This is a genomic window from Hymenobacter sp. R533113 (assembly GCF_056835965.1).
Window position 1 is genome coordinate 891,349 of record NZ_JAKWBD010000001.1, and the last position, 12,831, is coordinate 904,179.

12 protein-coding genes and 1 pseudogene are annotated in these 12,831 nt (G+C 54.1%); 11 read left to right on the forward strand and 2 right to left on the reverse strand.

The genetic code is table 11. From position 1 onward, the window contains the following. Positions 1-87 precede the first annotated feature (87 nt). Both MKZ35_RS04185 and MKZ35_RS04190 read left to right on the forward strand, forming a co-directional pair. Entirely contained in the window at positions 88-825 is a 738-nt protein-coding gene (locus tag MKZ35_RS04185) for a ComEC/Rec2 family competence protein (protein ID WP_482511949.1), read from the forward strand. Next, positions 723-2,327, forward strand: coding sequence for a ComEC/Rec2 family competence protein (locus MKZ35_RS04190; protein WP_482511950.1), 1,605 nt, complete (start codon positions 723-725; stop codon positions 2,325-2,327). The genes MKZ35_RS04185 and MKZ35_RS04190 overlap by 103 nt, the downstream gene beginning before the upstream one ends. Positions 2,328-2,361: 34 nt before the next feature. On the opposite strand, the gene MKZ35_RS04195 is transcribed toward MKZ35_RS04190, so the two are convergent. Beyond that, a complete protein-coding gene (locus MKZ35_RS04195; RefSeq protein ID WP_482511951.1) occupies positions 2,362-3,336 on the reverse strand; it encodes a class I SAM-dependent methyltransferase in 975 nt (324 codons plus the stop codon). 267 nt (positions 3,337-3,603) lie between these two features. On the opposite strand from MKZ35_RS04195, the gene MKZ35_RS04200 reads away from it, so the two are divergent. The 7 genes from MKZ35_RS04200 (at position 3,604) to MKZ35_RS04230 (ending at position 10,039) form a co-directional block, all read left to right on the forward strand. After that, positions 3,604-4,437 (forward strand): enoyl-CoA hydratase/isomerase family protein, encoded by an 834-nt coding sequence (locus tag MKZ35_RS04200; RefSeq protein WP_482511952.1) that lies wholly within the window; start codon positions 3,604-3,606, stop codon positions 4,435-4,437. A gap of 132 nt (positions 4,438-4,569) precedes the next feature. Continuing rightward, positions 4,570-4,992, forward strand: coding sequence for a sterol desaturase family protein (locus tag MKZ35_RS04205; RefSeq protein ID WP_482511953.1), 423 nt, complete (start codon positions 4,570-4,572; stop codon positions 4,990-4,992). Between the two features lie 26 nt (positions 4,993-5,018). Beyond that, a complete protein-coding gene (locus tag MKZ35_RS04210; protein ID WP_482511954.1) occupies positions 5,019-5,906 on the forward strand; it encodes a MerR family transcriptional regulator in 888 nt (295 codons plus the stop codon). Positions 5,907-6,265: 359 nt separating this feature from the next. After that, positions 6,266-6,781 (forward strand): sigma-70 family RNA polymerase sigma factor, encoded by a 516-nt coding sequence (locus tag MKZ35_RS04215; RefSeq protein ID WP_482511955.1) that lies wholly within the window; start codon positions 6,266-6,268, stop codon positions 6,779-6,781. 290 nt (positions 6,782-7,071) lie between these two features. Next, positions 7,072-8,562, forward strand: a complete 1,491-nt coding sequence (locus MKZ35_RS04220; RefSeq protein WP_482511956.1) for a phytoene desaturase family protein — start codon at positions 7,072-7,074, stop codon at positions 8,560-8,562. 74 nt (positions 8,563-8,636) lie between these two features. Further along, a complete protein-coding gene (locus MKZ35_RS04225) occupies positions 8,637-9,479 on the forward strand; it encodes a phytoene/squalene synthase family protein (protein WP_482511957.1) in 843 nt (280 codons plus the stop codon). A gap of 89 nt (positions 9,480-9,568) precedes the next feature. Then, complete coding sequence (locus tag MKZ35_RS04230) at positions 9,569-10,039, forward strand: hypothetical protein (RefSeq protein WP_482511958.1); 471 nt, start codon at positions 9,569-9,571, stop codon at positions 10,037-10,039. An 8-nt stretch (positions 10,040-10,047) separates the two neighbouring features. On the opposite strand, the gene MKZ35_RS04235 is transcribed toward MKZ35_RS04230, so the two are convergent. Beyond that, on the reverse strand, positions 10,048-10,515 hold the full coding sequence (locus MKZ35_RS04235; protein WP_482511959.1) for a DUF2141 domain-containing protein: 468 nt from the start codon (positions 10,513-10,515) through the stop codon (positions 10,048-10,050). Between the two features lie 273 nt (positions 10,516-10,788). Here MKZ35_RS04235 and MKZ35_RS04240 point away from each other — a divergent pair, with 273 nt between their 5' ends. Both MKZ35_RS04240 and MKZ35_RS04245 read left to right on the forward strand, forming a co-directional pair. After that, positions 10,789-11,637, forward strand: coding sequence for a 4-hydroxy-3-methylbut-2-enyl diphosphate reductase (locus MKZ35_RS04240; protein WP_482511960.1), 849 nt, complete (start codon positions 10,789-10,791; stop codon positions 11,635-11,637). A gap of 98 nt (positions 11,638-11,735) precedes the next feature. After that, positions 11,736-12,481, forward strand: a pseudogene (locus MKZ35_RS04245) (fatty acid desaturase). Positions 12,482-12,831 lie beyond the last annotated feature (350 nt).

Genomic DNA, 12,831 nt, shown 5'->3' on the forward strand with positions numbered 1-12,831 from the left:
TTGCATTAAAATTTTCCAGCGATTATTAAGGTATAATAAGTATTTCTATTCAAGTGGCTACGCGAATTACCGCTCAATTAATCAACTGTGAATAACCAGATTCGGTGGGCGCCTCTGGCATTTGTGCGGCTGGTTTTGACCCTGGCGGCAGGCATTCTTACCTATTTATACCTGGGCGAAATGCTGCCCGACCTGCTGCCGTGGCTGCTGGGGGGCATTTTGGTGTTCTTCGGCTGGCAGTTTTGGGCCGTGCGTCGCCTTACGCCTGGGGCCACGGATGCCGCTGGCCTGCTGGCGCTGGTAGTCGTGTTTCTGGCAGGGCTCACCAGCGCTCAGCTGGCTACCGAGTCGCGGCGCGCTGACCACCTCAGTCGGCTTGCGGGCCCCGTGGAGTTTTACCGAGCGGTAGTGGACGAGGCTCCCGTGGTGCGGCCAGCCACCTACGCCACTACATTGCGCGTGTCGGCGGTACGAATAGCGGGGCGCTGGCAGACGGCGCTGGGAGGTATTCGGGTGTCAGTGCCGCGCGAGATGGGCGTAGCGGCCCCGCGCTACGGGGAGGTGTGGCTGGTGCGCGGGCAGCCGGTGCCGGCCAAAGCGCCCCTCAACCCCGGCGAGTTTGATTACCGCCGCTATCTGGCTTACCATCAGATCTATCATCAGCAGTATATCCACCCCGACCAATACCGACGAATCGCTCTTTTGCCCCCAGCTACATCCGCGTGGTTAGCTTGCGAACGGCGCAGGTGCTCGATGGTATTTTCCGCCGCTACATCACGGCCAAGCGGGAATATGCGCTTGCCTCGGCGCTGGTATTGGGCCTGAAGGACGATATTGATCAGGAAACTAAGCAGGCCTACGCTAACACCGGTACTACCCACATTATGGCCGTGTCGGGCTTGCAGGTAGGATTGCTGTTTGGCTTGGTTACTTGGGTGTTACGTCGGTTGTTTGGCGCTACGCCAGGGTTTCGGTACTGGTCGGCGGGCGTAGGCCTGGCCGTTATCTGGAGCTATGCTTTCGTTACGGGCTGCTCCGCCTCGGTGCTGCGTGCGGCCGTCATGTTCAGCTTTATCATCGTGGCGCGGGTGTCCGAACGGCAGAGCACGATGTACAACACCTTGGCCGTGGCCGCTTTCGTACTGCTCTGCTACGACCCTTATTTGTTGGCTGATGTGGGGTTTCAGCTCTCCTTTCTGGCCGTGCTCAGCATCGTGTATCTGCAGCCACGCATTGCCGGCTGGATTGACTTTCGGGAGTTAGCAACTCGCCGGCAGCGACCTTGGCAGCCGCGCCCAGTCCGTAAATTGTGGCAAGCTAGTGGCTGGACCGCCGAATGGATATGGCAGGCGACGGCCTTAACGCTGGCGGCGCAGGTGGCTACGTTTCCGCTGGGGCTATATTATTTCCACCAGTTTCCGCTCAGTTTTCTGCTCTCTAATCTGGTGGCGGTGCCGCTATCATCAGGAGCGTTGTACGTGGGCCTGTTGCTACTGGCAATCACTGGTATTACGCAGGGCATCAGTGCGTTGGTGCCAGCTTTTGCTTCGGGGCTGGATGTAGCGCCGCGCCTGGTAGCGGTTTTACTGGAAAATATCATCTGGGCTTTCAACGAATATATCTTCTGGATTGGCCGACAAATGCCGCACGCCCTCATTAGTGGCGTTCGGCTCACAGCGCTGCAAACCTGGCTGGTATTTGGCGTTATTCTTTTGCTGCTCCTGTTTCTGGCCGTTAAGCGCCTCGCCTGGCTAAGCTTAGCCTGCGCGCTGCTGGGTGTCTTTGCCGGCAGTCGGGTGTGGGCCGCGCACCGCGTAAGCACCGATGAGGAATTAATAATCTACAGCATTCCGCGCCGCTCGGTCTGTGGCTTTTGGCAAGGCGCAGCCGCCGACATCGTGACCGTGGATTCGCTGCCGCTTTCCGAAACGGAGCGCACCTACCGCATCGTGCCGGGCTCTATTCAGCGGGCTGCACGCCGTGTAAGCTATCATCAGGGCTGGCAGGCGGCCCCCGTTCCGGCTACTTTGCAGGCCGATGATGGGTTGGTGCTGGTGGTATGGCACGGGCTGCGGCTGGCTTTCGTAACGGGGTATCTGAGCCCCGCCCGCCAACCCTGGCCGGTAGATGTGGTGGTGCTGCGCCGCAATGCCCGCGTGCACCCAGCTGAACTGGCGGCGGTGTTCGGCAAAAAGCCCCCCGTCGTCTTCGATTCCTCGTGCCGCAGCTGGTACGTGGCCCGGCAGGATTCAGTGCTGCGCGCGGCCGGTTTCCACACTCATGACGTGACCGCGCAGGGGGCGTTTCGGCAGCGGCCCAGCCAGTAAAAGCTCGCGCTTACAATACCGCGGCCGCTTTTAGCTACTGGCGTTTTTGGTACACGCCGAATAGAATATCACTCGGCTCCTGTTGTAAAAAACGGTCTTCCAATTCAAAGATCCGCTGCAAAAGCGCACGCGTTTCCGGGCTGTCGTCCAAAAAGTTGTGCGCAATATCCTTCAAGACCAATGCCAGCAGATTGCCACCTACGGCGCGTTGTTCCACTGTGTCGAATTGCCGTTGCAGCTCGGGCAAAATGCGCTCTGATTCGCCCGCCTCTGACGGGTCCGATACGAGCATTCGGAGAAGGCCCGGCCCCGATACCGCCGTCTTGATCCAATTGGTTTGAAAGCGCTTTCGGTAGGCAGTCGGCAGCTCTTCGCGCAAAATCCGGTTGCTTTCTGCCAGTTGGGCCGCTACCCATTGCAAGCGGTTAGGCCCTGCATAATCATTAATGATCAACAGGCCGTCCGGTTTCAGCGCAGCCCTGACTTTGTTGAGGATTCCTGCTACATCCCGAAAATGATGCAAAGCGGAGTGAAAAAGCACCACATCGTAAAGGGCATCTCCTGGGGCATACGTGTTGATGTCGGCTACTTCAAACTGCATGTTGAGGTAGCCGCGGTCCTGCGCCACGCGCTCTGCCCGCTGGAGCAGCGCCGTTGCAATGTCAACGCATTTTACAGTTGCAAATTCAGGATGGGCCGCAAAAGCTAGCTCGTGGCTGCACCCGCCACTACCCAAGGACAGCAAAGTGAGGCCAGAGCGACCTCGCAGATACTTTTCCACCACATAGGGCTCGTAGCTCTGGCGCGGACTACCACTAATCTTCTCGTTCCAGCGGGCGCGCACCGCCGGCACTATCCACCAGCTCGATTGGGTCAGCGCTTCGTCGTTGAACGTGCTCAGTGTACGAGCCAGCGGGTCAAGATTAAATTTTGATAGAATATACGAAAGCCCACGCTGCTTTATTTTCAGTACCGTTTCCAGGAAATCGTCTGTTGTGACTAAGCGCATCGTTTCACGTAAGCTATCCGGGCGTTTTTCAGATCAACAAATCGTGTTGTGCTGGCCTGTGGCTTTTGCCGGTTTAGCCAGGCAATAAATAACTTTTTAGGCTAAATCTGACTGAGGTGACGTGTCTGATGAGGAGGTCGCCAAGGCTGTTTCGTTTCTTTTACCGCACCATTTTTGTTAGGTTTGATCATTGCGCCGGCTCATTAGCGTCTGGGGGGCTTTTCTCAGCTTCCCGGCGCTGCCCGTACACTGCTAAGCCCAACGACCATGGAAAACACGCCAACCGAGGACCTGCAAGCCCTGCGCTACATTCGCTACGAGTGCCAGGAAGCCATAGGCTATATCACGCTCAACCGCGCCGAAAAGCGCAATGCCCTCAACTCTGATATGGTATCGGAGCTGAAGCTGGCCTTTGAATACGCCGAAGACGACGAAACCTGCAAAGTAGTGGTGCTGCGTGCCACCGGCGACGCGTTCTGCGCGGGCGCCGACCTGGCGTATATCCAAGACCTGCAAGGCTTTAGCTACACCGATAATCTGTCGGACTCCACGCATCTGATGCAGCTTTTCCACCAGATTTATACCCTCAAAAAGATTGTTATTGCCCAGGTTCAGGGCCATGCCTTGGCCGGTGGCTGCGGCCTGGCCAGCATCTGCGACTTCGCATTTGCCGTGCCCGAAGCCAAGTTTGGCTATACTGAGGTCAAAATCGGTTTTCTGCCCGCCATCGTGAGTGTGTTTTTACTGCGTAAAATCGGGGAAGCCCGCACCAAGCATCTGCTGCTTACCGGCGATGTCATTTCGGCCCAGGCTGCGCTCGATTTTGGCCTGATTAATTTCCTGGCACCGAAAGAGGAACTGGCCGAAAAGGTACGCGCGTTTGCTCGCCGGCTTTGTGTCGAAAACTCAGCGCAGAGTATGGAAAAAACGAAGGAAATGCTCGCGCGCATCCCCGAAATGCCCTTGGAGGATAGTTTGCGCTACGCCGCCCAGATGAATGCCGAAGCCCGCGGCTCCAATGACTGCCGCCGGGGTATTGCCGCTTTTTTGAGCAAGGAAAAGATTACCTGGGAGGATGCCGACGCTAATATGAGTCGTTGAGTGGAGCTTTATGAGCCTCAAACTCACCAGTTGGGGTTCAAACGCACCTTTTAAACATCCGTCTTGGTCTTTGGTTAATCCCCCATGACACCACTGGCAGCCGCAGCCGTAACGACAGCCACCTTTCTGGGAATGGAATTCGTTGCTTGGTTTATGCACAAGTACGTGCTCCATGGCGCACTATGGTTTTTGCATCGCTCGCACCATGTGCGCCATCCGCACCGCTTTGAGCGCAACGATTTCTTCTTTCTGTTTTATGGCTCCCTGTCCATGGGCTTTATCATGTACAGCTCCGAGACCAAAGACTGGCCTTTCTGGGTAGGAGTAGGCATAGCAGTCTATGGCACCGTTTATTTTTTCGTGCATGACGTGCTGATCCATGGTCGCCTACGATTCTGGCGCAAATCGCGCAGCGAATACCTGCGTGCCCTCAATATGGCCCACAAGATGCATCATAAAACCAGCGCCCGCGACGGCTCCGAGGAGTTCGGAATGCTATGGGTATCATCAAAGTATTTTGCTTTGGCCCGCCGAAAAAAGAAAATTATTAATTAGTAATTATTAATTGATAATTAAGCCAAGTGGGACAATTCTCAATAAGCGACCTGGAAAATCTTTCAGGTATTAAAGCGCCCACTATCCGCATGTGGGAACAGCGCTACAACGTGCTGCGCCCCGAGCGAACCGCTACTAACATCCGTACCTACTGCGACGCCGACTTGCGTCGTCTGCTCAACGTCGCTACTTTATGTAGCCGTGGCCAGCGAATCTCGCAGGTTGCGCGTCTTAGCGAGGAAGAGTTGGGGCAGGCCGTGTTGGCCGGCTCTGACGATCCGCATGACTACGCCCGTCAGGTAAACGCACTGTTGGCCGCTATGCTTGAAATGAATGAGCATCAACTGACTAAAGTGCTGACTGCCACCATTCGCCAGCTCGGCTTTGAGACGGCTATCATGTACGTAGCGTATCCGTTTTTGCAGCGTATTGGTCTTCTGTGGCAGGCAGGCAGTGTAAATCCGGCGCAGGAGCATTTGGTTACGAACCTGTTGCGGCAGAAAATGCTGGTAGCGACCGACAGTTTACCACTGGTAGCACCGGCTACCACGCGGCGCTGGGTGCTGTTTCTGCCCGAGGGCGAGCTGCACGAGCTGGCATTGCTGTTTATGAATCATGCCCTGCGCTCCCGAGGCCACCATGTGCTATACCTGGGGCAGAACATGCCGCTTGGTGACCTGGAAGTGGTGTATACTACGTATCAGCCCCACGCTGTTTGCTGCGTGATGACAGCACTGCCCGAGCGCGACAACGTTCAGGCCTATATAGATGAGCTGGCCCGGCTCTGCCCCGAAAGCGAATTGTTCCTGTACGGAGGTCAGGTACAGCAACAGGAGTTGAAAATGCCCCCCAGGGCAACCCGCATCCGCCTGATGACCGACTTTCTGGCCCTCGCCGATGAGGGGCGTCACTAAGGGGTAAACTAGTCCTTTAAGCTGAAAGGTACGTCTTGAAGACGTGCACTTTATAGGAATTTCTTGTTCGGAGTATAGAAAGCTGCCACATAAAAGTGGTCAAATCTCTGTGCTTTCTGCTCTTGGAATCCCAACGTGAGAAAAAGGAAGTTAATCCGGCAAAGTACCCGGTTCAACTGCCAAAAAAGGGCGAAGAGCGATTTTACGTTTCTTAATTATACCTGATTATCAACACATTCGTACATTGTCATATCCTAAACAAGTATGGAAGACCCAAGAAAATATTTGCTTCAAAGTTATCCTACTTTCAAATCTTCTCGTATATTTGTTTAACTTTTTGCCACGAAAAGCTAAACAGTATGACCTCTCTGGAATTCACCAATCAAGTACAAAAGATTTCCTATTCGCTGAAGCCCGTGGCGATGAACCTGACCCGCGACGCCGACGATGCAAAGGACTTGGTACAAGAAACTTTACTCAAGGCGTTGTTGAACAAGGACAAGTTCAAGGCTGGTACCAATTTGAAGGCATGGTTGTACACCATCATGCGCAACACCTTCATCAACAACTATAACAAGATTACCAAGCGTAACAGCAATATTGACAGCACGGAGTATTTCCAATACTTCAATACCGACGAGAACTACATCACCCACAACGGCGCTTCCAGCGACTTCGTGGTAACCGACATCAACGAGGCAATAGCCACGCTCTCAGCCGATTACCGTACTCCGTTTATGATGTACTATATCGGCTACAAATACCTGGAAATTGCTGAGAAGCTGCAAATACCGATTGGTACCGTTAAAAATCGCATTCACATTGCCCGCAAGGAGCTAAAGCAGGCATTGAAAGTATACGCCCCCGGTGAGTAGAGTATAGGGAGAGATAATACCGCCGCCCGGGCGTACAGCGGGCCGCAGGGTACAAAACCGAAAGGTGGCGTGTCTGCGGCCCGCTTTTTAATCGCAGATGACGCTGATTTCTCACTGATTTCGCTGATTCTGACGGCTTGTTCGGTTGTCTGTGTAACTCTACCTATATGCTATCCAGGCTATTATTGCCATGAAAAAACGAGTTGACAAACAGCCCGTACCTTTCCGCCATAGTAGCCGAAACAGCCCTCGTCGGAATCAGCGAAATCTGTACATAATCTGCATAATCAGTGATCAGTAAACACGTTTTAGTTATTGGGGCAGGCTTCGCGGGGCTGTCAGCGGCTACTTCTCTGGCCCAGCGCGGCTATCAGGTTACGGTGCTGGAGAAAAACGAAGGACCGGGCGGACGAGCGCGGGTATTTCGGGCCGAGGGCTTCACCTTCGATATGGGACCGAGCTGGTATTGGATGCCCGATGTATTTGAGCAGTACTTCAACCGTTTCGGGCATCGGGTAGCCGATTTCTACGATTTAGTGCGCCTCGATCCTTCCTACGCCGTCATTTTTGGCGATAACGACTTTCTGGATATTCCGGCCGCCATGCCCGCCATTCGGGCCATGTTTGAGCAGTTGGAGCCTGGCAGCGCGGTCCGGCTCGACGAGTTTTTGCGGCAGGCCGCCTACAAGTACGAGGTCGGGATAAACAAATTTGTACACATGCCCGGCCGCTCCCTACTGGAGTTTGCCGACCCCAGGCTGCTAGTTGATGCTGTGCGCCTGGATGTGCTGCAAAGCATGAGCCGGCACGTACGTCGCTTTTTTAAGCACGAGAAGCTCATCAAGCTGATGGAGTTCCCGGTTTTGTTTTTGGGCGCTACGCCCGAAAATACGCCGGCCCTGTACTCGCTGATGAACTACGCCGATCTGGCGCTGGGCACTTGGTACCCGCGGGGCGGCATGCACAAAATAGTGGAAGGCATGGTGCAGGTAGCCCAGCAGCAGGGAGTGAAGCTGGAATACAACCAGGAAGTGCAGGAAATACGCGTGGAAAACGGCCGCGCTACGGGCGTGCAAACCGCTGCCGGCTTCCGGCCCGCCGACATTGTGGTGGCCGGCGCCGACTACCACCACGCCGAGCAGCAGTTATTAGCCCCCCAGCATCGGCACTACGACGAAAAGTATTGGGACTCGCGCACGATGGCGCCTTCATCGTTGCTGTTTTATCTGGGAGTTAATAAGCGGCTCAACAACCTGCGCCACCACAATCTTTTCTTTGATGAGGACTTTGGCCGCCACGCGCAGGAGATATACGAGCAGCCACAGTGGCCCAGCAAGCCATTGTTTTACGCCTCCTTGCCTTCCCAAACCGACCCCACGGTAGCGCCCGAGGGCTGCGAGAACCTGTTTCTGCTGGTGCCCGTGGCTCCCGACCTTGCCGACCCCGAGGAAACCCGTGAGCGGTATTACCACCTCATCATGGATCGGCTGGAGCGCCTTACCGGCCAGAGCATCCGCGACGCGGTGATATACAAGCGCAGCTATGCTCATAGCGACTTCGTGGCCGACTACCACAGCTACAAGGGCAATGCGTATGGTTTGGCTAATACGCTCAAGCAAACCGCCATTCTCAAACCCACGTTGAAAAGCAAAAAGGTAAGTAATCTGTATTTTACGGGCCAACTTACCGTGCCCGGTCCCGGCGTGCCGCCTTCCCTCATTTCGGGGCAGGTAGTAGCGAAGGAAGTGGAAAGGGAGAACCAGTTATCATTCAACAATTAACATTTATCAGTTAACAGTTCGGTTCCGGGGCTGCTTGGGTGGTAAATGTTAATTGTTAATTGTTAAATGAAACAATGGACCACGTAGCTCTTTTTGATGACACCAGTTTGGCGTGTAGTAAGCTGATTACCAAGCGCTACAGCACGTCGTTCACCTTGGGCATTCGTACGCTCGACCCGCGGTTTCACCTGCCGGTGTACGCCGTGTATGGCTTTGTGCGCTGGGCCGACGAAATCGTGGACACTTTTCACGACCACGACAAAGCCGCGCTATTTGCCGATTTTCGGCGCCAGACCTATGAGGCCCTCGACACGCGCTTCAGTCTGAGCCCGGTGCTGCACGCCTTTCAGCTCATGGTGCACCGCTACGGCATAGATCGGGAGTTTATTGAGGCGTTTTTGCGGAGCATGGAAATGGACTTGGAGGACCGTAACTATAATCAGTCGCTCTACAATGACTACATCTACGGCTCAGCGGAGGTGATTGGGCTCATGTGCCTGCGTATCTTCTGCGAGGGCGATACCGCCTTGTTTGACCGCCTACGCGAGCCCGCCCGTCGCTTAGGTGCTGCTTTCCAGAAAATTAACTTCCTGCGCGACATCCGCTCCGACTACGAGGACCGGGGGCGGGTGTACTTTCCCGGCGTGAGCTACGAGCACTTCAATGATACCGTGAAGCGCGACATTGAGGCGGACATTCGCACTGATTTCGAGGCCGGCTACGCGGGTATCGTGCAGTTGCCGCGGGCGGCGCGCCTGGGCGTGTACCTGGCGTATGTGTATTACCTGAAGCTTTTTCATAAAATCCGCCAGCTGCCCGCCACGCAAATCCTCGGCGGCCGCGTGCGCGTGCCCGACAATACGAAACTATTACTACTGGTCGGCTCGTACTTCCGCTACCGGCTACGCGCCATATAATCTTCAAAAAGCCCCCCAGCACCTAAACCGGGCGCTGGGGGGCTTTTTCAGACGTTCCCAAATCAGAGCCCAAAACCCACCTACATTTTATGGATTCTACTTACGACCTCGCTACCCTCCGCAGCCACTATGAGCACGCCGCCGCCGATAAAGCCGCTGGCGAGAAGTTTTATAAGCTCCTGAGTACTTACCAGGGCAATGAAGCCTTGCCGCTCGCCTACAAAGCAGCCTCCGAGGCCATCAGGGCCCGCGATGCGTCGATGTTCAACAAGCTGACCTATGCCCAGGCGGCAGTCCGCATCTTCGAGCAAGCGGTGGCCGCTGATTCGAACAGCGCCGAAGTTCGGTTTTTGCGCTTCAGCGTGGAAAGTAATATTCCTGCTTTTCTGGGCCTGAGCCCGCACGTAGAAGAAGATCGGCAGTATTTGCTTGATGCGCTGCAACAGCACCCACAGTCGGGCCTCGATGCGCAAGCGTTCAATACGGTGCGCGGTTTCCTGATAGGCCGGGGCCACGTAAGTGCGGAGCAGGCTCAGGAGCTGGAGCAGCTTACGGCCTAAGCCCGGAGCTAATACTTCATTATTAGCTGCACTTTCACGCGGGGGCTGTGCACCACTACTTTCGCCTCGGCAAAAGATGGTGGCCCCATGGTGGCGCGGGGATTATTGGAGAATGCGTAGCCTTCCGTGGGAAGACCGATAAAGTTAGTGTCGAGGCGGCCGTTGTTGTTCTCGTCGTGGTAGGCGGCTATGGCGTAGTCGCCTTTAGGAAGCTTTTCGAAGGTGAAAACACACTCTTTAGCCGTTAGCTGTACTTTTTGGGTGGCCACCGACTTTTTGCCCGGAAATCCTTCTTTGCGATTGTAAAGCGACACGTAGCAGGTGCCGCGAGCATTGCGCAGGTTCGTGACGCTGCCGCTAATGGCATGGCTAGCTGGTACGTCGGAGTCGGTAGTGCCGGTGCAGCAAAGTGCCGAGGCCGCCGAAACGAATACTAATAGCTGAAGCAAGGTGAGGGAAACAAAGGAGTTGAACAAGAGGCAGGAGTAGGTAAGGAAAAGCAGATAGATGGCGGTGACTGACTCAAAGCAGCTCTCAAAGCTACGTTACACGATGTCTTCTAACGTGCACGACTGCTTAATCTTGTTGTTTTCCTTTTGAAGAGAAGCGAGGATTATCGAAATTGTAGAAGACAGATAATCAGCGGCTACGCACTGTAAGCTGAACGACAAGCCCAACTTATTGACTACCTTATCAGCAGTGTACGCTTCAGCTCATAACCTTCTGGCCATTTTCCTGGTTACCGATTTATGCCGCACCATCTGAGCGTCCGTATCGACCCCAACTCGGGCTTTTGCTTCGGCGTTATTTATGCCATTCAAATGGCCGAGGATATCCTGGAGGAACAGGGCTACCTGTATTGCCTCGGCGACATTGTGCACAATGACGAGGAAGTGGAGCGCCTGGAAGAGCGCGGCCTGCGCATCATCGACTACGAAACGCTGGCCCAGCTGCGTGATGAGAAAGTGCTCATCCGAGCCCACGGCGAGCCGCCCAGCACTTATCAAACTGGCTTGGAGAACAACCTGACGCTGATTGATGCCTCCTGCCCGGTAGTGCTCAAGCTCCAAAACCGTATCAAAACGAGCTACGACAAGCAGGAAAAAATCTTTATTTACGGTAAGCACGGCCACGCCGAAGTGCGCGGCCTGTTGGGCCAAACCAGCGGCAATGCCGTGGTTTTTGAAAACCTGGATGAGTTGCTTGGTCACGAATTGCCCCCCAACATCACGCTCTACAGCCAGACCACCAAAAGCACCGACAGCTTCTACCGCATCAAGGGCGAGCTGGAGGAGCGTGGCTATGCCATCAACGCCAACGATACGATCTGTCGGCAGGTAAGCAACCGGGATAAGGACCTGCGCAAGTTCGCGGCCCAGTTTGACCAGATTGTGTTTGTGTCGGGCACTAAAAGCAGCAATGGCAAAGTGCTTTATCAAGTCTGCAAGGATACTAATCCGCAAACCCACTTTATTTCGAAGGTGGACGAAATCTGCGCCAGCTGGTTTGAGCCGGGCCAGTCGGTCGGTATCTGCGGGGCCACCAGCACGCCGATGTGGCTGATGGAGGACGTACGCGAGGCCTTATTAGCGCTTTAAACCTATTAATAAAGGAATTATAAAGTAATATCTACTCTTTAAAGGACTTCGCGTTTTTATCCTAAGACGGTAGTCCTACATAAATCTACTTATACCTAATGCACACCACCGCCCCTGCTCAACGTTCTGCTACTCGTCTAAAGCCTGCTTCGATCGGTAATAAGGGCGTGCTCGTGGCGGGGGTAATCTTGCTGGCCTGGGGGGCATTATTGACGTTTTTGCTCGCTTTCTATGAGCCAGATTGGCGCATGCCGTGGCCTTATCTGCTGCTGCTGCTGCAAACGCACTTGTATACAGGCTTGTTTATCACCGCCCATGACGCTATGCACGGTGTAGTAAGCGCTGATAAGCGCCTGAATAACAGTCTGGGCATAGTAGCTGCGTTGCTATTTGCCTTCAACTGGTTTCCCCGGATGCTGCCTAAGCACCACCAACACCACCGCCACGTCGGTACACAAGACGACCCCGATTTTCATGATAGCCGCCACCCCGGTTTCTTGCCCTGGCTGGCACGCTTTGCCTGGAACTACGTTACATGGTGGCAAGTAGCACTCATGGCTGCTACCTACAATGTGCTCAAGCTGTATTTTCCGCAGGCTAATGTCATTGCCTTCTGGATGATACCAGCTATTCTGGCCACAGTACAGCTTTTTTCTTTGGCACGTATCTGCCCCACCGCGGCGAGCATGCCGAGCACAATCCGCACAAGTCGCGCAGTCAGTTTCGCCATCATCTGTGGGCTTTTATGAGCTGCTATTTCTTCGGCTATCACTACGAACACCACGACCAGCCTTATTTGCCTTGGTGGCGGCTCTGGCAGGCTAAAGAAGCTGCCGCCCATTAGGTATAAGTATAAAATATCCTCGAGTCAGAGTTTAAGGATATTAAAAATAGAGTTGTGAGTAAGGGTTTGAATAAAAATAGTTATATTATTAAATAAAATATTTGTATTGTCCGCTGAGCATTTTTGTGGCTTAACTGGTTGGTAAAGCGCTTTTGTGACAAAGAGAAATCTTCTAATGTTTTTTTCTAACTAAAAAAATACCAACTTGGCACTATATAGTGTTTTGGGTTGATATTTTGATAAGTACCCTCATTTTCAGTGCTCTGACAACAACCTGCGCCCGACAAGCTCAGCTAGTGCAGGTATGTCTGACAGTAGCAGCTTTACTAAAGGCAAGGTGGAGGAATAGC

Coding starts and splice junctions, on each gene's coding strand:
- MKZ35_RS04195 (WP_482511951.1), bottom strand. CDS start 3,336: ATGCGCTTAGTCACAACAGACGATTTCCTGGAAACGGTACTGAAAATA.
- MKZ35_RS04230 (WP_482511958.1), top strand. CDS start 9,569: ATGGATTCTACTTACGACCTCGCTACCCTCCGCAGCCACTATGAGCAC.
- MKZ35_RS04240 (WP_482511960.1), top strand. CDS start 10,789: ATGCCGCACCATCTGAGCGTCCGTATCGACCCCAACTCGGGCTTTTGC.
- MKZ35_RS04200 (WP_482511952.1), top strand. CDS start 3,604: ATGGAAAACACGCCAACCGAGGACCTGCAAGCCCTGCGCTACATTCGC.
- MKZ35_RS04215 (WP_482511955.1), top strand. CDS start 6,266: ATGACCTCTCTGGAATTCACCAATCAAGTACAAAAGATTTCCTATTCG.
- MKZ35_RS04225 (WP_482511957.1), top strand. CDS start 8,637: ATGGACCACGTAGCTCTTTTTGATGACACCAGTTTGGCGTGTAGTAAG.
- MKZ35_RS04205 (WP_482511953.1), top strand. CDS start 4,570: ATGGAATTCGTTGCTTGGTTTATGCACAAGTACGTGCTCCATGGCGCA.